The 19,635-nt window shown below is 59.2% G+C and carries 15 protein-coding genes, 2 tRNA genes and 2 pseudogenes; 4 read left to right on the forward strand and 15 right to left on the reverse strand.

Features of this window, described 5'->3' with window-relative positions; translation table 11 throughout:
- Nucleotides 1-141 precede the first annotated feature (141 nt).
- From dnaB to rnr, 7 genes are all read right to left on the reverse strand, one after another.
- The gene (gene dnaB / locus ACYZUD_RS21065; RefSeq protein ID WP_019691515.1) at nucleotides 142-1,539 is read right to left on the reverse strand and encodes a replicative DNA helicase; all 1,398 of its coding nucleotides are present in this window, start codon (nucleotides 1,537-1,539) and stop codon (nucleotides 142-144) included.
- A 123-nt stretch (nucleotides 1,540-1,662) separates the two neighbouring features.
- The gene (gene rplI, locus ACYZUD_RS21070; protein ID WP_462019975.1) at nucleotides 1,663-2,109 is read right to left on the reverse strand and encodes a 50S ribosomal protein L9; all 447 of its coding nucleotides are present in this window, start codon (nucleotides 2,107-2,109) and stop codon (nucleotides 1,663-1,665) included.
- A gap of 19 nt (nucleotides 2,110-2,128) precedes the next feature.
- Nucleotides 2,129-3,022 (reverse strand): hypothetical protein, encoded by an 894-nt coding sequence (locus tag ACYZUD_RS21075; RefSeq protein WP_462019976.1) that lies wholly within the window; start codon nucleotides 3,020-3,022, stop codon nucleotides 2,129-2,131.
- A 36-nt stretch (nucleotides 3,023-3,058) separates the two neighbouring features.
- Nucleotides 3,059-3,289, reverse strand: a complete 231-nt coding sequence (rpsR, locus tag ACYZUD_RS21080) for a 30S ribosomal protein S18 (protein WP_002551829.1) — start codon at nucleotides 3,287-3,289, stop codon at nucleotides 3,059-3,061.
- Nucleotides 3,290-3,317: 28 nt separating this feature from the next.
- A complete protein-coding gene (gene rpsF, locus ACYZUD_RS21085; protein WP_054595362.1) occupies nucleotides 3,318-3,740 on the reverse strand; it encodes a 30S ribosomal protein S6 in 423 nt (140 codons plus the stop codon).
- Between the two features lie 306 nt (nucleotides 3,741-4,046).
- On the reverse strand, nucleotides 4,047-4,808 hold the full coding sequence (rlmB, locus tag ACYZUD_RS21090; protein ID WP_462019977.1) for a 23S rRNA (guanosine(2251)-2'-O)-methyltransferase RlmB: 762 nt from the start codon (nucleotides 4,806-4,808) through the stop codon (nucleotides 4,047-4,049).
- Entirely contained in the window at nucleotides 4,805-7,444 is a 2,640-nt protein-coding gene (rnr, locus tag ACYZUD_RS21095; protein WP_462019978.1) for a ribonuclease R, read from the reverse strand. Before rnr ends, rlmB begins: the two co-directional genes overlap by 4 nt.
- A gap of 226 nt (nucleotides 7,445-7,670) precedes the next feature.
- On the opposite strand from rnr, the gene ACYZUD_RS21100 reads away from it, so the two are divergent.
- The 4 genes from ACYZUD_RS21100 (at nucleotide 7,671) to ACYZUD_RS21115 (ending at nucleotide 10,805) form a co-directional block, all read left to right on the forward strand.
- A tRNA-Leu gene (locus tag ACYZUD_RS21100) sits at nucleotides 7,671-7,757 on the forward strand.
- Between the two features lie 166 nt (nucleotides 7,758-7,923).
- Nucleotides 7,924-8,010 (forward strand) — tRNA-Leu (locus ACYZUD_RS21105).
- 219 nt (nucleotides 8,011-8,229) lie between these two features.
- Complete coding sequence (locus tag ACYZUD_RS21110) at nucleotides 8,230-9,240, forward strand: iron ABC transporter substrate-binding protein (RefSeq protein ID WP_462019979.1); 1,011 nt, start codon at nucleotides 8,230-8,232, stop codon at nucleotides 9,238-9,240.
- Nucleotides 9,240-10,805, forward strand: coding sequence for an ABC transporter permease (locus ACYZUD_RS21115; RefSeq protein WP_462019980.1), 1,566 nt, complete (start codon nucleotides 9,240-9,242; stop codon nucleotides 10,803-10,805). Before ACYZUD_RS21110 ends, ACYZUD_RS21115 begins: the two co-directional genes overlap by 1 nt.
- Nucleotides 10,806-10,905: 100 nt before the next feature.
- On the opposite strand, the pseudogene ACYZUD_RS21120 reads toward ACYZUD_RS21115, so the two are convergent.
- The 8 genes and pseudogenes from ACYZUD_RS21120 to hfq all read right to left on the reverse strand — a co-directional run.
- Nucleotides 10,906-11,421: pseudogene (locus ACYZUD_RS21120) on the reverse strand (methyl-accepting chemotaxis protein); the annotation flags it as partial.
- Nucleotides 11,422-11,811: 390 nt separating this feature from the next.
- A pseudogene (locus ACYZUD_RS21125) lies at nucleotides 11,812-12,927 on the reverse strand (methyl-accepting chemotaxis protein); the annotation flags it as partial.
- A gap of 52 nt (nucleotides 12,928-12,979) precedes the next feature.
- Entirely contained in the window at nucleotides 12,980-14,272 is a 1,293-nt protein-coding gene (locus tag ACYZUD_RS21130) for an adenylosuccinate synthase (protein WP_010464193.1), read from the reverse strand.
- 54 nt (nucleotides 14,273-14,326) lie between these two features.
- Complete coding sequence (locus ACYZUD_RS21135) at nucleotides 14,327-15,514, reverse strand: ATP phosphoribosyltransferase regulatory subunit (RefSeq protein WP_462019981.1); 1,188 nt, start codon at nucleotides 15,512-15,514, stop codon at nucleotides 14,327-14,329.
- A 314-nt stretch (nucleotides 15,515-15,828) separates the two neighbouring features.
- A complete protein-coding gene (gene hflC / locus ACYZUD_RS21140; protein ID WP_157713931.1) occupies nucleotides 15,829-16,698 on the reverse strand; it encodes a protease modulator HflC in 870 nt (289 codons plus the stop codon).
- A complete protein-coding gene (gene hflK / locus ACYZUD_RS21145; protein ID WP_462019982.1) occupies nucleotides 16,698-17,870 on the reverse strand; it encodes an FtsH protease activity modulator HflK in 1,173 nt (390 codons plus the stop codon). Before hflK ends, hflC begins: the two co-directional genes overlap by 1 nt.
- Nucleotides 17,871-17,966: 96 nt before the next feature.
- Nucleotides 17,967-19,268 carry a ribosome rescue GTPase HflX gene (gene hflX, locus ACYZUD_RS21150; RefSeq protein ID WP_462019983.1) on the reverse strand — a complete coding sequence of 434 codons (1,302 nt, stop codon included), beginning with the start codon at nucleotides 19,266-19,268 and terminating at the stop codon, nucleotides 17,967-17,969.
- 12 nt (nucleotides 19,269-19,280) lie between these two features.
- Nucleotides 19,281-19,541 carry an RNA chaperone Hfq gene (gene hfq / locus ACYZUD_RS21155; protein WP_007902656.1) on the reverse strand — a complete coding sequence of 87 codons (261 nt, stop codon included), beginning with the start codon at nucleotides 19,539-19,541 and terminating at the stop codon, nucleotides 19,281-19,283.
- Between the last annotated feature and the right edge of the window lie 94 nt (nucleotides 19,542-19,635).

Here is a 19,635-nt window from a genome sequence, read left to right on the forward strand (position 1 = left end):
CACAAAAAATAACCAATTCCGACGGCTATGGTAGGAAATTGGTGGTGCCCCTTTCGCGAGCAGGCTCGCTCCCACAGAGGACCGCATTCCAAGGTGGGAGCGAGCCTGCTCGCGATGAGGTCGCTTCAGACGCTAAATAACTTACTCGTCGTCGTCGAAGTTGTAACTGCCCGGCGCCAGGTTTTCGAAGCGGGTGTATTTGCCGATGAAGGCCAGGCGGATAAAGCCGATCGGGCCGTTCCGCTGCTTGCCGATGATGATTTCGGCGATGCCTTTGTGCTCGGTTTCCGGGTGATACACCTCGTCCCGGTAAACGAACATGATCACGTCAGCATCCTGCTCGATCGCTCCGGATTCCCGCAAGTCGGAGTTCACCGGGCGCTTGTTCGGCCGTTGCTCCAGGGAACGGTTGAGCTGGGACAGTGCCACCACCGGGCAGTTGAATTCCTTGGCCAGGGCTTTCAGGGACCGGGAGATTTCGGAAATCTCGTTGGTCCGGTTGTCACCGCTGGAGCCCGGGATCTGCATGAGCTGCAAGTAGTCGATCATGATCAGACCGATCTCGCCGTGCTCACGCACCAGACGACGGGTCCGAGCGCGCATTTCCGACGGGCTGATACCGGCGGTGTCGTCGATGAACAGCTTGCGATCGTTGAGCAGGTTGACCGCCGAGGTCAGGCGTGGCCAATCGTCATCTTCCAGGCGACCGGCCCGGACTTTGGTCTGGTCGATCCGGCCCAGGGACGACAGCATACGCATGATCAGCGACTCGCCTGGCATCTCCAGCGAGTAAACCAGTACGGCTTTCTCGCTGCGCAATACGGCGTTTTCCACCAGGTTCATCGCAAAGGTGGTTTTACCCATGGACGGACGGCCGGCGACGATGATCAGGTCGGACGGCTGCAGGCCGCTGGTCTTCTCGTCGAGGTCGGTGTAGCCGGTGGACAGGCCGGTGATGGCGTTGTCGGTGTTGAACAAGGTGTCGATGCGATCGATGGCCTTGGTCAACAGGTCGTTGACGCTGACCGGGCCACCGGTTTTCGGGCGGGCTTCGGCGATCTGGAAGATCTGCCGTTCAGCTTCGTCGAGGATCTCGGCGGCGGTGCGGCCTTCGGGGTTGAAGGCACTGTCGGCGATTTCGGTGCTGATGCCGATCAACTGGCGCAGGGTTGCCCGCTCGCGAACGATCTGGGCATAGGCCTTGATGTTGGCGACGGACGGCGTGTTTTTTGCCAGCTCACCGAGGTAACCGAGGCCACCGACTTGCGAGGTCTGACCTTCCTTGTCCAACTGCTCGGCCAGGGTCACGACGTCGATCGGGGAGTTCTGGTCGGCGAGCTTGGCAATCGCGCGGAAGATCAGACGGTGGTCATGCCGATAGAAATCGCCGTCGGAGACTTGATCGAGCACGCGTTCCCAGGCGTTGTTGTCCAGCATCAGACCACCGAGCACGGCCTGTTCGGCCTCGATGGAATGCGGCGGCACCTTCAGGGCTGCGGTTTGCAGATCGTATTGCTCGGGAGCGGAGATATCGTTCATGGCCACTTGAGTTTGGGTTATGAAAAGCAGGGATTACAGAAAGACAAAGGGCACGACCTGTAAACAGGATCGTGCCCGATGTTAACCGCCTGACGGGCAAGCCGCCAGCCGATCAAGTGCTGCTTAAGCTGCTACCACGACAACGCGTACGGTGGCTTCAACTTCGGCGTGCAGGTGCACGGCTACGTCGAATTCGCCTACGTTGCGGATGGTGCCGTTCGGCAGACGAACTTCGCTTTTTGCAACTTCAACGCCAGAGGCGGTCAGTGCATCAGCGATGTCGTGGGTGCCGATCGAACCGAACAGCTTGCCTTCGTCACCGGCGGTGGCAGTGATAGTCACTTCCAGCTCAGCCAGTTGGGCGGCACGGCTTTCAGCCGACGATTTACGGTCTGCTGCGGCTTTTTCCAGCTCAGCGCGACGCTCTTCGAACGCAGCCAGGTTGGCAGCGGTCGCAGCGGTAGCTTTGCCGTAAGGCAGCAGGTAGTTACGACCGTAACCAGCCTTAACGTTCACTTTGTCACCCAGGTTGCCCAGGTTGGTGACTTTTTCCAGAAGGATCAGTTGCATGTGAAAATCCTCTTAACTTTTAACCTTCACCGTTCGCGCTATCGACGTCTTTCGGCGTCGAACGACCGCGAAAATCAATCAGGCTGTCGACGATGGCCAAGACCACCAGCAACGGATAGATCAGCTGCATGAACAGCAACAGCGTGACGTACAACCCCACCAGCCAGAACCTGGCCAGTCGCTTTTGCGCCACCAGCCCGTGAATCAGGGCCAGCCCGGCGAATACCAGCGGTACGCTGCACAACGGCGTCAACATGGCCATCTGCGGACCGATATTCGGTCCCAGAAGCATGAACGCCAGCAGCAACATCGCCGGCAAAAGCGGGAATCGGATGGCGCGAAACTCGCGACCAAAACCACCCGGGTTGTACAACAACGCCTGCCAGTAGCGCCCGACAATCAGGCTCAGCACACTGACGATTTGCAACAAGGCCGCAATCAGGCCGGTCAGGACCGGTGCAATCAGGGACGCAAAATGCGCTTGTTCGTCTACCGACAACTTCTGGTAGACATCACCGAGTAGCGACGGCATGACTTTTATCAAAGCCTGCGCCAGCATCTCGATCTGGGGACCAAAAGCTGTCCCCAACACCACTGAAAACACCACTCCCATCGCTATGCTGACCAGCAGCACGCGGTTCCAGGATTCGCTTGCGCGCAAAACCAACGCAAGGCTCCAAGACCCCAGCAGCACCAGAAGTGCCCGTGGGTCGTCGGAGTAAAGCCACCAGACCAACGCCGGCAGCAATCCCAGAGCAAGAACGCCCAGGGCGTCCTTCAATCCGCGCCGCAGGAGCACAAGGCATCCAGCGGCAGCACCCAACCAATACAACAGCGGCAATGTTACGCATCCAGCCACTACCAGAGTGGCCTGCATACGGCCGCGCATGATGAACTCAGCTAAGGCGCGCATGCATTCAATCCTTTGCTACGTGTCGACTGCCCGGTCTCAGCGGCCGTGGCTGTCGGTGTAGGCCAGCAGGGCCAGGAAGCGGGCGCGCTTGATAGCGGTGGCCAGCTGACGCTGATAACGTGCTTTGGTACCGGTGATACGGCTTGGAACGATTTTGCCGGTCTCGGATACGTAAGCTTTCAGAGTGTTGAGATCTTTGTAATCGATCTCTTTCACGTCTTCAGCGGTGAAGCGGCAGAATTTACGACGACGGAAGAAACGTGCCATGTAATAGGCTCCTCAAAAGGTCCGTGGATTACTCGTCAGCGTTATCGCTGTTGTCGCTGTCATCACTGTCAACGCTTTCAGCGCCTTCGTGCTCAGGACGGTCGCGACGCTCACGGCGCTCACTGCGGTTTTCTTCAGCCTTGAGCATCTCGGATTGGCCGGTAACGGCTTCTTCGCGACGGATGACCAGGTTACGGATCACTGCATCGTTGTAGCGGAAGTTGTCTTCCAGCTCGGCCAGGGCCTTGCCAGTGCACTCAACGTTCAGCATCACGTAGTGAGCCTTGTGAACATTGTTGATTGCGTAGGCCAGTTGACGACGGCCCCAATCTTCCAGACGGTGGATTTTGCCGCCGTCTTCTTCGATCAGCTTGGTGTAACGCTCAACCATGCCGCCGACTTGCTCGCTTTGATCCGGGTGGACCAAAAAGATGATTTCGTAATGACGCATGAATGCTCCTTACGGGTTGTAGCCTGCCGCTCAAAAGCGGTCAGACAAGGAGTGAATGACACTTATGGACTTGCTTGCGATAGACACATGCGTGCCTGCCGTCACAGCAAGGGGCGCAATTGTAGAGAAGGGATAGAAGAGGTGCAAGGCAATTGGTGATTATTTGAACAATCACCCGAACTCAAATCCGAACACCCTGTAGGAGCTGTCGAGTGAAACGAGGCTGCGATCTTTTGATTTTGCTTTTAAGGAACAAGATCAAAAGATCGCAGCCTCGTTTCACTCGACAGCTCCTACAGGGGAGTGTCAGGACTTTTTGGTGGCGGCTTTGACGCCACGCTGACGCAACGCCTCAAACAGGCAAACGCCAGTCGCTACGGACACGTTGAGACTGCTGACACTGCCAGCCATCGGCAGGCGCACCAGGTAGTCGCAAAGGTCGCGGGTCAGACGGCGCATCCCGCTGCCCTCAGCCCCCATGATCAGGATGGTCGGACCGGTCAGGTCTTGCTGATACAGATCCTGCTCAGCCTCGCCCGCCGTACCGACGACCCACAAGCCACGCTGCTTGAGTTTTTCCAGGGTGCGCGCCAGGTTGGTTACAGCAACCAACGGAATCACTTCCGCCGCGCCACAGGCGACTTTTCGTACCGTCGGAGTCAGGGTGGCTGACTTGTCCTTCGGAACGATCACCGCCAATGCGCCGGCCGCATCGGCCGAACGCAGGCAAGCGCCGAGGTTATGCGGATCGGTCACACCGTCGAGCACCAACAGCAGCGGCGCGCCTTCGGTGCGGTCGAGCAGTTCGTCGAGCATCGCCTCGCCCCAGACCTGGCTCGGACTCACTTCCGCCACCACACCCTGGTGCACGCCTTCGACCCAGGCATCCAATTCACGACGCTCGGCGTTGCCGACGGCCACGCGATTTTCGTTCGCCAGCTGGATCAGCGTCTGAACCCGCGGATCGCTACGGCCTTCGGCCAGCCAGATCTGCTTGACGCGTTTCGGGTGGTGACGCAGCAATGCTTCTACAGCGTGCACGCCATAGATTTTTTCCAACTGACTCATGACTTGGCCTTAGGTTTACGCGCCCCGCCGCTTCTGGCGGCTGGAGCGGAACCCGCTTTTGGCGGGCCTTTACGATGCTTGCTCGGTTTGGCTGGCTTGCCGCCGGGAGCCTTTTCAGGCGCCGACCGTCCGGTCTTTCCCCCAGACGCCGCTTTACCACCGCTTTTCGCTTCAGACAGCAACGCCTGTTTCAGTTCGCGGCTTTTGCGCAGCTCGGCATTTTTTGCCGCCGCATCGCTCGGGCGATAGGCTTCGACAGCCTTTTCCTTGGCAGGACGACGACCGGTTTTTGCCGGCGCCGGTTCTGCAGCTGTTTTTGTAGAAGGGGCGGCAGGTGCAGCTGTTTCAGTCCCGCGCTTTTTGCGACCGATTGGCGCACTGATGGTTTTTTCAGCCATCTCGAAGTCGATCTTGCGTTCGTCGAGGTCGACGCGCATCACGCGCACTTCAACGGTGTCGCCAAGACGGAAGCTGCGACCGGTACGCTCACCGGCCAGGCGGTGGTGCACAGGATCGAAGTGGTAATAATCGCCCGGCAGCGCAGTGACGTGCACCAAGCCTTCGACGTAAATATCGGTCAGCTCGACGAACAGGCCAAAACCGGTCACGGCGGTGATCACACCCGGGAACGACTCGCCCACACGATCTTTCATGAACTCGCACTTGAGCCAGTTCACTACGTCGCGGGTCGCTTCGTCGGCACGGCGCTCGCTCATCGAGCATTGCTCGCCGAGCTGCTCCAGGATCGCTTCGTCGTACGGATAGATACGCGCTTTCGGAATGGTCATCGCGCCGGCACGGCGAACGTGCGGGGTGTCCATTTTCGAATGGATGACGCTGCGAATCGCCCGGTGCGTGAGCAGATCCGGGTAGCGACGGATCGGCGAAGTGAAGTGGGTATAGGCTTCGTAATTCAGGCCGAAGTGGCCCTGGTTATCAGCGCTATACACCGCCTGACTCAACGAACGCAGCATGACGGTCTGGATCAGATGGAAATCCGGACGGTCCTTGATGCTGGCCAGCAATGCCTGGTAGTCCTTCGGCGACGGGCCGTCCTTGCCTTTGTGCAGGGACAGGCCGAGTTCACCCAGGAAGGCGCGCAGTTTTTCCAGACGCTCCGGCGGCGGACCATCGTGAACGCGATACAGCGCAGGGATTTCGTGCTTTTTCAGGAACTCGGCTGTGGCAACGTTGGCCGCCAGCATGCATTCCTCGATCAGCTTGTGGGCGTCGTTGCGAACAGTCGGACGGATTTCGGCAATCTTGCGCTCGGTACCGAAGATGATCCGGGTTTCCTGCGTTTCGAAATCGATCGCGCCACGCACGTGACGAGCGGCCAGCAAAACCTTGTACAGCGCGTAGAGCTGCTTGAGGTGCGGCAGAACGTCGGTGTATTCGCCACGAAGCTGACGCGCTTCGGTCGCTTTTGGCGTCTCCAGCATAGCGGCGACCTTGTTGTAGGTCAGGCGGGCGTGGGAGTGAATCACCGCTTCGTAGAAGCAGTAGTCGGTCATTTCGCCGGATTTGGAGATGGTCATCTCGCAAACCATGGCCAGGCGATCGACGTGCGGATTCAGCGAGCACAGGCCGTTGGACAACTGCTCAGGCAGCATTGGCACTACGCGCTCGGGGAAGTACACCGAGTTGCCGCGAACCTGGGACTCGTTATCCAGCGCCGAGCCGATCTTCACGTAGCTGGAGACGTCGGCAATTGCCACGTACAACTTCCAGCCGCCGGAGAACAGGCGCAGTTTGCCCGGTTTGGCTTCGCAGTAGACCGCGTCATCGAAGTCGCGCGCATCTTCACCGTCGATGGTCACGAACGGCAGATGACGCAGGTCGATGCGCTTCTCTTTGTCTTTCTCTTCGACTTCAGGCTTGAGCTTGGCAGCTTCTTTGAGCACCGCTTCAGGCCAGACGTGAGGAATGTCGTAGGTGCGCAGGGCGACATCGATTTCCATGCCCGGCGCCATGTAGTTGCCCACTACTTCAACTACGTCGCCTTGCGGCTGGAAGCGTGGCGTCGGCCAGTGAGTGATCTTCACTTCGACGAACTGACCGATCTGGGCATTGGCGTTGCGGCCCGGAGTGACCAGCACTTCTTGCTGGATCTTCGGATTATCGGCAACCACGAAGCCGATACCGCCCTCTTCGAAGTAGCGACCGACGATGGTCTCGTGAGCACGGGATACCACTTCGACGATCATGCCTTCGCGGCGACCGCGACGATCCAGGCCGGAAACACGCGCCAGGGCACGGTCGCCGTCGAACACCAGGCGCATTTGCGCCGGGCTCATGAACAGGTCGTCACTGCCGTCGTCCGGGACCAGGAAGCCGAAGCCGTCACGGTGACCGCTGATGCGGCCCAGGATCAGGTCGAGCTTGTCCACCGGCGCATACGTGCCGCGACGGGTATAGATGAGTTGAGCATCGCGCTCCATGGCGCGCAGGCGGCGGCGCAGGGCTTCGATCTGGTCTTCTGTGGTCAGACCAAACTCTTCGACCAGCTGCTCGCGGTTAGCAGGCGAACCCCGATCAGCAAGGTGCTGAAGGATCAGTTCGCGGCTAGGAATAGGGTTTTCATATTTTTCCGCTTCACGAGCGGCCTCGGGATCGAGGGACTGCCAATCGGCCATTAGAGAGTTTTCACCTTGTCTATATGCGGGTTAGTTTGGCATAGGCGTAATGAAACGGGAAATTTCAGGCTATGACAGCCCATCTAAAGCCCTTTATCGACACCGCAAAGCTTACTTGAATGCCACTGGTAATATTTTTCAGGTTTTTTTAATGCCAGGGGTTTACAGTTAAAAAGACGCTCCGTATAGTGCGCGCCATCGACGACGCACTAGCGCTGTCGATACTGCCCAGATGGTGAAATTGGTAGACACGCCAGCTTCAGGTGCTGGTGACCGCAAGGTCGTGGAAGTTCGAGTCTTCTTCTGGGCACCAATTTCGAGCTTGAGATTAGATCAATTTCAAGGCTCACACAAAAACCCGCGAAAGCGGGTTTTTGCATTCTAAGCATCTGATTTATTAAAACTAAATCAGGGGTTTACAGATCAAAATGCTCTCCGTATAGTGCGCCACATCAACAGCGGCAACGCTTGCGATGAATGCCCAGATGGTGAAATTGGTAGACACGCCAGCTTCAGGTGCTGGTGACCGCAAGGTCGTGGAAGTTCGAGTCTTCTTCTGGGCACCAATTCAAATTCAAGGTCACGATCTTGAATTTCACAGAAACCCGCGAAAGCGGGTTTTTGCGTTTCTGGCTTTCAAAAATTTCATCAACGGCCTGTAGGGATCAGCGTTGGTCCCAGACCGCTATAGCAAAACCTCGCCAGCCCCGCAAGGCGCACTTGAGAAACAATATCGTTTATCATTGTTGCAAGATTTTGCAATGCGACAGTGAGGAACCCTGCGAATGATGTTTCGAAATACCCTGCGCCGAGGCCTGACCTTCACCCTCCTCGGCCTGGCACTCGCCACCCCCCTCACCCAGGCCGCCGATCCGGTTTCCCTGACACTCTACAACGGTCAACACAAGGAAGTCGGCGACGCCGTCGCCAAAGCCTTCGAAGCCAAGACCGGCATTCACGTCAATGTACGCAAAGGCAGCAGCAACCAGCTCGCCAGCCAGATCGTCGAAGAGGGTGATCGCTCCCCCGCCGACGTGATCTACACCGAAGAGTCGCCACCACTGAACAAACTCGGCGAACAAGGCCTGCTGGCCCGGACCGATGCCGACACCCTGGCCGTCCTGCCAAAAGACTACGTTGCCGGCAATGGCACCTGGATCGGCATCACCGCGCGAGTCCGCGTTGTTGCTTTCAACCCCAAGCTGATCGATGAAAAAGACCTGCCCAAGTCGGTGATGGAATTCTCCGATCCGAAATGGCAAGGCAAGGTCGGCTTCGTGCCTACCAGCGGTGCATTCCAGGAACAGGCCGTGGCAATCATCAAGGTACACGGCATGGATGCCGCCGAAGAATGGCTGACCGGTTTGCGTGCGTTTGGCAAGACCTACAGCAACAACATGGTCGCGCTGAAGGCGGTGGAAAACGGCGAAGTCGCCACCGTGCTGGTGAACAACTACTACTGGTTCGCCCTGCAGCGCGAGAAAGGCCAGCTCGATTCGAAACTGCATTACTTCACCGGCGGCGACGTCGGTGGCTTGATCACCGTTTCCAGTGCTGCCGTTCTGAAATCCAGCAAGCATCCAAAAGAAGCCCAGCAATTCCTCGCCTACATGGCCAGCGAAGAAGGTCAGCGCGTGATCACCCAGACCACCGCTGAATATCCGCTGCACAAAGGTATGGAGTCCGATCGCGGCCTCAAGCCGTTCAGCGAACTGCAAGCCCCGAAAGTCACGCCAGCCGACCTCGGCAATGCCGAAGAAGCCCTGGACCTGGAACGTGACGTTGGCCTGAACTGATGAGCGCATCGTTATCCGCCACCGCCTCGCTCGGGAGGTATGTGCCACGGCGCAAGCGGCCGTCGATCTGGCTGCTGCTGCCGGTTTTGCTGTTGGTAGTACTCAGCGTGTTGCCGCTGGCGTATGTCGGGCTTAAAACCTGGCAGGCCGGCTGGGCCGAAGCATTGCATTTGTTGTGGCGGCCGTATGTGTTCGGCCTGCTGCGCAACACGCTGGCACTGATGATCGGCGTGACGCTGGCCTGTAGCGTGATCGGCCTGTCGCTGGCCTGGCTGCTGGAGCGCAGCAATCTGCCAGGGCGGCGGTTGTGGGGCGTGATTCTTTGTTTGCCGTTCGCCGTACCAGCGTTTGTCAGCAGTTTCACCTGGGTATCCCTGAGCGCTCATTTTGAAGGCCTGGGCGGGGCGATTCTGGTGATGACCCTGTCCAAATATCCGCTGATATTTCTGCCGGTGGCGGCAACCCTGCGCAATCTCGATCCGTCTCTGGAGGAGTCAGCACGCACGCTGGGGCAGAATCGCTGGGGCGTGTTCTTCCGGATCACCTTGCCGCTGCTCTGGCCATCTCTGCTCGCCGGTTCGCTGCTGATCGCCCTGCACATGCTGGTGGAATTCGGCGCCTTGTCGATCATTGGCCTGCAAACGTTCACCACCGCGATCTATCAGCAGTTCGAGCTGGAATTCAGCAACACCAACGCAGCGATGCTCTCGGCGGTGCTGCTTGCACTGTGCCTGGTGCTGCTATGGCTGGAGTTGCGAGTGCGCGGCAAGGGCAGACACGTACGCACCGGCCAGGGTGCGGCGCGACGTGCGGAGCAGGTTCGTCTGGGGCCATGGGCGGCTGCCGGCCAGCTCTACTGCCTGGCGCTGGCGATCATCGGCAGCGGGATTCCGCTGGGCATGCTGGCGTACTGGCTGGCCGTCGGTTCGTCGGCAGCGTTTCCGGTGGCGGCGATCAGCGAAGCATTGCTGTCGTCCCTGGCACTGTCACTGGGTGGCGCAGCGTTATGCCTGGTGCTGGCAGTCCCGGTGGGCTTGCTGGTGGTTCGCTACAAAGGCCGACTGGCAATCTGGGCCGAGCGCTTGCCGTATCTGCTGCATGCACTGCCTGGGCTGGTGATTGCACTGACGCTGGTGTATTTCGCACTGCATTATGTACCGGCGCTGTACCAGACTTCCGTGCTGCTGCTGATCGCTTATGCGTTGCTGTTTTTGCCGCTGGCTCAGGCGCCGATTCGTACAGCGCTGAACAAGGCTGCGCCGCAACTGGAAGAGGCGGCTCGCACGCTGGGCGCATCGTCGTTCAGTGCGTTTTGCCGGGTGACGCTGCCGATCATTTTCCCGGCATTGGGCGCGGCGTTTGCGCTAGTGTTTCTGGATGCGATGAAGGAGCTGACAGCGACGCTGCTGCTGAGTCCGACCGGGCTCAATACGCTGGCAACGGAGGTCTGGGCGCATACCGCGAATGTGGAGTTTGCGGCGGCGGCGCCTTATGCGGCGTTGTTGATTTTGGTGTCGGGGTTGCCGGTGTACTTGCTGACAACCCGGATGTATTTGAGCCGCTGATAACGCAAAAAGATCGCAGCCTGCGGCAGCTCCTACAGGGAAACGCATATTCCTGTGTAGGAGCTGCCGCAAGCTGCGATCTTTTGATCTGCAGGATTTATCAGGCCCTGAACTGCCCCAGGCTTGCCTTCAACTGCGCCGCCAAGCCATCCAGCACCTTGCCGCTGGCCGTGGTTTCCACCACTGCCTGAGCGGCCTTCTCAGCCTGCGCATGGATGGTCTCAACCCGCCCACGCACAGCCTGCGCGCCTTGCGCCTGATGCGCCGCTGCCTGGGTCGCCAGGCCAATCGCGGTATGCACCTGCTCGACCGACGCCTGTACCGACTGCTGCAACCGCGCACTGTCACGCAATACCAGCAAGCCTTCGCTCGCCTGACGCCCGGCCTGACCAATCGCCGCCACCGCCTCACGCGCCCCTTGCTGCAAGGCAACGATGTGCGCCTGGATGTCGCCGGTGGAACTCTGAGTCTTGCTCGCCAGCGCCCGCACTTCGTCAGCCACCACGGCAAAACCACGACCGGTCTCACCGGCACGCGCCGCTTCGATGGCCGCGTTCAGCGCCAACAGGTTGGTTTGCTCGGCGATCCCGTGAATCACCGTCAGCACCACCTCGATCTGCTCACTCTGCTGCGCCAGTCGCTCAATAACCTTCGCCCCGGTATCAACCTGTCCGGCCAACGCCTCGATCAGGCTGCCGACCTTCGCTGAGGTCCGGGTGTTTTCATCGGTGGCCGAACGAATATCCACCACCTGCCGCAACGCCGCTTGCATGGCGTGACTTTCAGACTGGGCTTCATCCGCCATCTGCGACAACGCACGCAGGCTCTCGGCCACTTCATCGCGCTGCATACCCGCCGCTGCATCTGCGCCGGCATTGCGCAGGGTCATGGCGCCGATTTCAACGCCAGTACGCTGGGCCACATCGCCCGCTTCACGCACGATTGGCTGCAACTTATCCACAAAGCGATTGACCGCCGAGGCCATGTCGCCGATTTCGTCCTTGCTGTTGATCTGCACGCGCTTGGTCAAATCGCCCTCACCCGCCGCCAGGTCATCCATCGCTGCGATCAGCATTTTCAGGCGATTGACTACTCGACGGCCCAGCACCACGGCAAGCAACAGCAGCACGCCGCAACCGACCACGGCCAGGCCCATGCCGATGCGCCAGCGCAAGGTCCCCGCGGCTTCCTGCACAGTGCTGGTGGTGTTGGCTTTCATTTCAGATGCCGTGGACTGAGCGGACGTCAGACGCGCTCGCATCGCGGTGGCGCTGTCAGCCGCCGCGCCCTTGAGGCTATCGCCCACCAGTTGATCGCTGCTGTCGATCAACGCCGAGAAGCGCTTGTCCAGCGCCGCCAGATCGGTTTCCACCGAAGCGGTCGAGACCCCCATCAAGACCTTGCCGATTTCCACGCCATTGGGGTTGATCGAGGCTTCGAGGTAGTAGACCGATGGATCGTTCTTCGCCGCATCCAGCACCTTGTCCAGCGCACGCTCGCCCTGGCCTTTTTCCAGCAGGGCTTTGTTGATCGGGTTTTCGCGGTTGAGGTAGCGCGTCAGGTGCTGCCCCGTCGCATCGTCATAGACCACGAACAGCACATTGGGATTGCGCTGGGCCCGGCGGGCGAATTCGGACAGGGTTGGAACGTCGCTGTCCCACATGGCGCGGGGTGCGACGGAAGCCAGAAGCTGCGCCATATCATTGGCGGAATCCTTCAGGTCCTTCTCCAGCGTCGCACGCAGTTGTGCCTGTTCGTCCTTCAATCGCGAGGACAAACCGGCCGCGAGGCGCTGTCGAGTGCTGGTGGAGAGGTTGTCGAGACTCGACGTGACTTCACGCCCCGCCTGTTCAAGCTCGCCAGAGAGTTTTTGACTGTCAGCCCCCAGGCGCACACCCAGATCGGCTTCCAGTGCAGTCACTGTGCTCCGAGTCAGGGCGACAGCGACCAGCACCTGCACCAAAAGGGCGATACCAAGAGTAACGAACACGGGCCGCAATAGACGGCTTTGTAACAACGAGAGAACGGCCGACACAGGATAATCCCTCTGCTTTGACGCCATTAAATTGATGGCACGCCAGAAGAGATAATCACAGCAAAGGTCATGCCGTCCAACAGGCATAAACGACAAAGGGTCCAATTAAGGACCCTTTGTGTTTTACATCAACGACTTATTAAGCGAACGGGTGACGCAGAACGATGGTTTCGTTGCGGTCCGGGCCTGTCGAAATAATGTCGATCGGCGCACCGACCAACTCTTCGACGCGCTTGATGTAGTTGCGAGCGGCTTGAGGCAGCTCCTCCAGGGTCTTGGCACCGACGGTGGATTCGGTCCAGCCTGGCATCTCTTCGTACACCGGCTCCAGGCCGATGTAGCTGTCGGCGTCAGTCGGTGCGTCGATCACTGCACCATCCTGGTTCTTGTAGCCAACACAGATGTTGATGGTTTCCAGACCGTCCAGCACGTCCAGCTTGGTCAGGCACAGGCCCGAGATGCTGTTGACGTCGATGGCGCGACGCAGGATGACGGCGTCGAACCAGCCACAACGACGGGCACGACCGGTGGTCGCACCGAACTCGTGGCCACGCTTGGCCAGGAACGCGCCAACGTCGTCGAACAGCTCAGTCGGGAACGGACCCGAACCAACGCGAGTGGTGTAGGCCTTGGTGATGCCGAGGATGTAATCCAGGTACATCGGACCAAAACCCGAACCGGTGGCGATGCCGCCCGCAGTGGTGTTGGAGCTGGTGACGTACGGGTAGGTACCGTGGTCGATGTCCAGCAGGGAGCCTTGGGCGCCTTCGAACATGATGTCTTTGCCAGCGCGACGCAGCTCGTGCAGCTCAGCGGTGACGTCGAGCATCATCGGCTTCAGCAGCTCGGCGTATTCCATGCACTCGTCGAGTGTCTTCTGGAAGTCGATGGCTGGTTCTTTGTAGTAATTGACCAGGACGAAGTTGTGGTAATCCAGCAACTCGCCCAGCTTGGCGGCGAAACGCTCGCGGTGGAACAGGTCACCGATACGCAGACCGCGACGTGCAACCTTGTCTTCGTAAGCCGGGCCGATGCCGCGACCGGTGGTGCCGATCTTCAGCTCGCCACGGGCCTTTTCACGAGCCTGGTCCAGCGCTACGTGGTAGGACAGGATCAGCGGGCAGGACGGGCTGATACGCAGACGCTCGCGCACCGGTACGCCTTTCTCTTCCAGCTTGATGATTTCCCGCAGCAGAGCGTCGGGTGCAACCACCACGCCGTTACCGATCAGGCACTGCACGCCTTCGCGCAGCACGCCCGACGGGATCAGGTGCAAGACGGTTTTTTCGCCATCGATCACCAGGGTGTGACCAGCGTTGTGGCCACCCTGGTAGCGCACTACGGCGGCAGCATGTTCGGTCAGCAGATCAACGATCTTGCCTTTGCCCTCATCACCCCATTGGGTGCCCAGGACTACGACATTCTTACCCATAACACTTGTCCTCATTCGCGCAAACTTGGTGCCGGCGGCGGCCGGCAGGAAAACTCAAGAAGCCAGTGGCGATACTTGCCAAAGCCCGTTCTGCTGAATCAATTGCCGGTCGCAGTCCGCTTCACGGGCGGCGGCCAAAGGTTGCCCAGGCAAAGCCTGAACGACACGCTGACCCTCACTGCGCAACTGGCAAACCTGCTGCCAGAGTGCCGCATCCGTACTGTCAGGCATCCAGATACCGCCAGACGGTAACTCGATCTCAGCACGCCCCAGGGTCACCAGGGTTTTCAAATCGGTAGAGAAGCCGGTTGCCGGACGAGCGCGACCGAAGTCGGCGCCGATGTCGTCGTAACGACCGCCCTGAGCAATGGACTGGCCAACACCCGGTACGAACACCGCGAACACCACACCGGTGTGGTAGTGGTAGCCGCGCAACTCGCCCAGATCGAAGTAAAGCGGTAATTCCGGGAAACGCGTGGACAGACGCTCGGCAATTGCCAGCAAGTCATCCAGCGCCGCCAGAACAGGTGCCGGCGCATTGGCCAGACGCTCGCGGGCAGCGCTCAACACTTCACGGCCGCCACACAGGTCAACCAACGCCCGCAGCATGCCCGACAGATCGGCAGGCAAATCTTCGGTCAAGGTAATGACCTCGTCGATGGCCTTACGTTGCAACGCATCGAACAACTGTTGCTCGACTTCACCGGACAAACCGGCGGCGCGGGCCAGGCCGCGGTAGATGCCGACGTGACCGAGATCCATGTGCACATCCGGCACATCGGCCAGTTGCAGCATGGCCAGCATCAGGCTGATGACTTCCACGTCGCTGCTCGGACTGGCATCGCCGTACAACTCGGCGCCCAGCTGAATCGGGCTACGCGAGGACGACAAGGCACGTGGCTGAGCATGCAGCACACTACCGGCATAGCACAGACGGCTCGGGCCTTCGCGACGCAGGGTGTGCGCATCGATGCGCGCCACTTGCGGCGTGATGTCGGCACGGAAACCCATCTGCCGACCCGATTGCGGGTCGATGACCTTGAAGGTACGCAGATCGAGGTCCTGGCCCGCGCCGGTCAGCAGGGATTCCAGGTACTCGATATGGGGAGTCACGACAAACTCGTAACCCCAGCTCTGGAACAGATCCAACACCTGACGACGCGCGACTTCAATGCGCGCCGCTTCTGGTGGCAGTACTTCTTCGATGCCATCTGGCAGCAGCCAGCGGTCTACCGTTGCCATTACGCCATTCCCCTATGATCCGGGCGGCAAGCCTGTGGGCGAGCCTTGAGTGAAGCAGAAAATGATCGGCGCATGTGCAAACCACGCGCATGAACAACGTGGCGAAAAGCCTGAATCGGCTTCGCCAACCACTTTCCTCGAAAAACCTGTCGAGTCATTCAACTCGGTCGCCTGCATAAAAACAGCAATCAAACGTGCAGACGCAAAAAAGCCGGGAATTTCCCGGCTGCCGCATCATACACACGTTTTCCCAAAGGATCACCCCGCCCGAGGCTTTAGCCGCCAGGCGGGGGATGATTCAGGTCAACGTCGTATCAAGGCTTGGCTTTTTCCAGGTAACGGAAGAAGTCGCTGCTTGGGTCCAGGACCATGACGTCGGATTTGTTCGCGAAGCTTTCACGGTAGGCACGCAGGCTACGATAGAAACCGTAGAACTCCTGATCCTGACCGTAGGCCTTGGAGTAGATCGCAGCGGCCTGGGCATCACCATCACCGCGAACCTCTTCGGATTCACGATAGGCTTCAGCCAGCAGCACGCGGCGTTGACGATCGGCGTCGGCACGGATGCCTTCGGCCAGCTCGTTACCCTTGGCGCGGTGCTCGCGAGCTTCACGCTCACGCTCGGAACTCATGCGCTCGAACACGCTGCGGTTCACTTCTTTCGGCAGATCGATGGCCTTGACCCGAACATCGACAACTTCGATGCCCAGCTCTTTTTCCGCCATTTTGTTCAGCGACGCGGTGATATCGGTCATCAGCGCATCGCGCTCACCGGACACCACTTCGTGCAGCGTGCGCTTACCGAACTGGTCACGCAGGCCCGATTCCAGACGACGGGAAAGACGCTCGTCAGCAATCTGCTTGAGGCCGGAAGTCGCGGTGTAGAAGCGTTCTGCATCTTTCACGCGCCACTTGGCGTAGGCATCGACCATGACGGCTTTCTTTTCCAGCGTCAGGAAGCGTTGTGTCGGTGCATCCAGCGTCATCAGGCGCGCGTCGAATTTGCGCACCTGGTTAACGTAAGGCACTTTCACATGCAGGCCTGGCTGAACATCGGTCTGAACCACGCGACCGAACTGCAGCAGCACCGCACGCTCGGTCTGAGCGACGATGTAGAAGCAGTTCCAGGCTGCGATCGCCACGACAACGCCGACAATAAGGGCGATCAGCGATTTATTGCTCATCAGCGACTCTCCCTGGTACGAGATGGCTGTTGCTGCAGATCAGCTGCCGCACGCGCATTCGCTTCATTGCTGGTGGCTGCCGCGCCGGTCACCTGAGTGCTGGTGCTGCGACCACTTTCGACCATTTTGTCCAGCGGCAAGTAGAGCAGATTGCTCTGGCCATTCTTGTTGCCGGTCACGAGAACCTTGCTGGTATTGCTGAAGACTTCCTGCATGGTGTCCAGGTACAGACGCTCGCGGGTAACTTCAGGTGCCTTGCGATACTCGCTCACCAGCTTGGTGAAGCGATCGGCCTCACCCTTGGCGCGCGAGACGGTTTCGTCACGGTAACCATTGGCATCTTCGATGATGCGCTGGGCCTGACCACGGGCTTCCGGCACGACGCCGTTGGCGTAGGTTTCAGCCTGGTTGCGCGAACGCTGCTCGTCTTCACGGGCGCGGATCACGTCATCGAAGGCTTCCTGCACCTCACGCGGTGCCGCTGCACTCTGTACGTTGACCTGAGTAACGGTGATACCGGTGCGATAGGTGTCCATGAAGCGTTGCAGACGCTCCTTGATTTCGCTGGCCATCAATTCACGACCTTCGGTCAGCACCTGGTCCATCGCGGTGGAACCCACCACATGGCGCAAGGCACTTTCGGTCGCGTGCTGCAGGCTGATTTCCGGCTGATCGACGCTCAGCACGAAGTCCTGCAGGTTGCTGATCTTGTACTGCACGGTCAGCGGCACTTCGACGATGTTCTCGTCTTCAGTCAGCATTTGACCCTGCTTGGTATAGGCACGCTCACGCGTGACGTTTTCCAGGTACTTGCGATCGATCGGCGGGAAATAGATGTTCAAACCCGGGCCGACGGTTTCGTAGTACTTGCCGAAGCGCAGCACCACGGCTTGCTCCTGCTCGTCGACGACATAGACCGCGCTGTACAGCCACACGGCCGCCAACACGACCAGGCCGATGCCGAGCAGGCCGCCGAAGCCGCCACTCTTGCCCGAACCACCGCCGTCATCACCACGTTTCTTACCACCACCGAACAACCCGTTCAGGCTTTCCTGCAGCTTTCGGAAGGCCTCGTCGAGATCCGGTGGTCCCTTGCGGTCGCCGTTATTGCGGCGCTTGCCACCCCAAGGATCCTGATTATTCGAGTTGCCACCCGGCTCATTCCAAGCCATAGCGCTCTCCATCTGATAAAGCAAAGACGCACCCACGGCGCGCCGACCAATGCTACAGAATGCCTGTCACCGCGGCACAACCGCTTTCTCAGGCTTTTATTGCAAAGTGTGTTGCTCGATGAATTCAGTCGGCTGCAAACCTTCGCGGCTCACCAATCGATTCAACTCGATCCGTGGCAAGCGAACGGCCAGCAAGCTGATGCCTTCTTCGTCGTGTTCTTCTTTCTGTACCGCACCGACTTCGAAAAACTGCGCACGCAGTCGAGCAAAACGTTGCGGCAAGCGCAAGGTGCCAACAAACAAATCATCGCCGAGCAGTTCGGCCACGGCCTGCTTGAGCAGGTCCAGACCGGTCCCATCCTTGGCCGACAACCAGACCCGCAGCGGCTTGCCATCGGCATCGCGCTGGATCTGCGGCTCTACACCCTCGAGCAAATCGAGTTTGTTGTATACCTCAAGGATCGGCAAGTCTTGAGCCCCGATCTCCCCAAGCACCACCATGACCTGTTCAATCTGGGCCATGCGCTCGGGTTCGTGGGCGTCGATCACGTGCAGCAGGAGGTCGGAGTTGCTCGACTCTTCGAGCGTAGCCCGAAATGCCTCGACCAGTTTGTGCGGCAGGTGGCGAATGAAGCCCACGGTGTCGGCCAGCACGATCGGCCCGAGGTCATCGAGTTCGAGTCGGCGCAAGGTCGGGTCGAGGGTGGCGAACAGTTGGTCAGCCGCGAAGACATCGGAATCGGTCACCGAGTTGAACAGCGTCGATTTGCCGGCGTTGGTATAACCCACCAGTGAAACCGTCGGTATGTCAGCTCGTTTGCGCCCGCGTCGGGATTGCTCGCGTTGGCTGCGGACCTTTTCCAGGCGCCCCTTGATCTGCCGCAGGCGAACCCGCAACAGGCGCCGGTCGGTTTCCAGCTGGGTTTCACCCGGACCACGCAGACCGATGCCGCCCTTCTGCCGCTCAAGGTGAGTCCAGCCACGAACCAGCCGCGTACTCATGTGTTCAAGCTGGGCCAGTTCGACCTGGAGCTTGCCTTCATGGGTGCGGGCGCGTTGGGCGAAGATATCGAGAATCAGACCCGTGCGGTCGATCACACGACACTCGAAAACACGTTCGAGGTTACGTTCCTGACTGGGCGTGAGGATGTGATTGAAAATCACCAGATCTACCTGTTCGGCTTTGACCAGGTCGCGTAACTCTTCGACCTTGCCGCTGCCAATCAGGTATTTGGCGGTTGGCCGATGACGCGGCACGTTGAAAAACGCGACGGTCTCGGCGCCAGCCGAAATTGCCAACTCCTGAAACTCCTGCGGATCTTCGCGCGCCTCAGGGTCCTGACCATCCAAGTGAACGAGAATTGCCCGCTCACCACCACCGTGGCGCTCAAAGAACAAAGGAGACTCCTATCAGGCGTTACCTGGCTCAGCGTCACCTGCTTCGGATTCGGTTGCGCTAGGCAGACGAATTGGACGAACCGGCACCACTGTAGAGATAGCGTGTTTGTAAACCATCTGGCTGACGGTGTTTTTCAGCAGGATAACGAACTGGTCGAAAGACTCGATCGTGCCTTGCAGTTTGATCCCGTTGACCAGGTAGATGGAAACCCCCACTTTCTCTTTACGTAAAGTATTCAAGTAAGGGTCTTGTAGCGAATGCCCTTTTGACATGTGCCGCACTCCTTTAAGGATTCAATATAAAAAATTAGGTAAACAGATGGCTTGTGGCCGTCACACCCCCAAGGATAGACGGCAATTGCAAGGA

This window comes from Pseudomonas sp. XS1P51 (genome assembly GCF_054897845.1).

Bases quoted from the DNA above. Each gene is read 5' to 3' on its own strand.
- dnaB (WP_019691515.1), bottom strand. From the start codon at position 1,539: ATGAACGATATCTCCGCTCCCGAGCAATACGATCTGCAAACCGCAGCC.
- rplI (WP_462019975.1), bottom strand. From the start codon at position 2,109: ATGCAACTGATCCTTCTGGAAAAAGTCACCAACCTGGGCAACCTGGGT.
- ACYZUD_RS21075 (WP_462019976.1), bottom strand. From the start codon at position 3,022: ATGCGCGCCTTAGCTGAGTTCATCATGCGCGGCCGTATGCAGGCCACT.
- rpsR (WP_002551829.1), bottom strand. From the start codon at position 3,289: ATGGCACGTTTCTTCCGTCGTCGTAAATTCTGCCGCTTCACCGCTGAA.
- rpsF (WP_054595362.1), bottom strand. From the start codon at position 3,740: ATGCGTCATTACGAAATCATCTTTTTGGTCCACCCGGATCAAAGCGAG.
- rlmB (WP_462019977.1), bottom strand. From the start codon at position 4,808: ATGAGTCAGTTGGAAAAAATCTATGGCGTGCACGCTGTAGAAGCATTG.
- rnr (WP_462019978.1), bottom strand. From the start codon at position 7,444: ATGGCCGATTGGCAGTCCCTCGATCCCGAGGCCGCTCGTGAAGCGGAA.
- ACYZUD_RS21110 (WP_462019979.1), top strand. From the start codon at position 8,230: ATGATGTTTCGAAATACCCTGCGCCGAGGCCTGACCTTCACCCTCCTC.
- ACYZUD_RS21115 (WP_462019980.1), top strand. From the start codon at position 9,240: ATGAGCGCATCGTTATCCGCCACCGCCTCGCTCGGGAGGTATGTGCCA.
- ACYZUD_RS21130 (WP_010464193.1), bottom strand. From the start codon at position 14,272: ATGGGTAAGAATGTCGTAGTCCTGGGCACCCAATGGGGTGATGAGGGC.
- ACYZUD_RS21135 (WP_462019981.1), bottom strand. From the start codon at position 15,514: ATGGCAACGGTAGACCGCTGGCTGCTGCCAGATGGCATCGAAGAAGTA.
- hflC (WP_157713931.1), bottom strand. From the start codon at position 16,698: ATGAGCAATAAATCGCTGATCGCCCTTATTGTCGGCGTTGTCGTGGCG.
- hflK (WP_462019982.1), bottom strand. From the start codon at position 17,870: ATGGCTTGGAATGAGCCGGGTGGCAACTCGAATAATCAGGATCCTTGG.
- hfq (WP_007902656.1), bottom strand. From the start codon at position 19,541: ATGTCAAAAGGGCATTCGCTACAAGACCCTTACTTGAATACTTTACGT.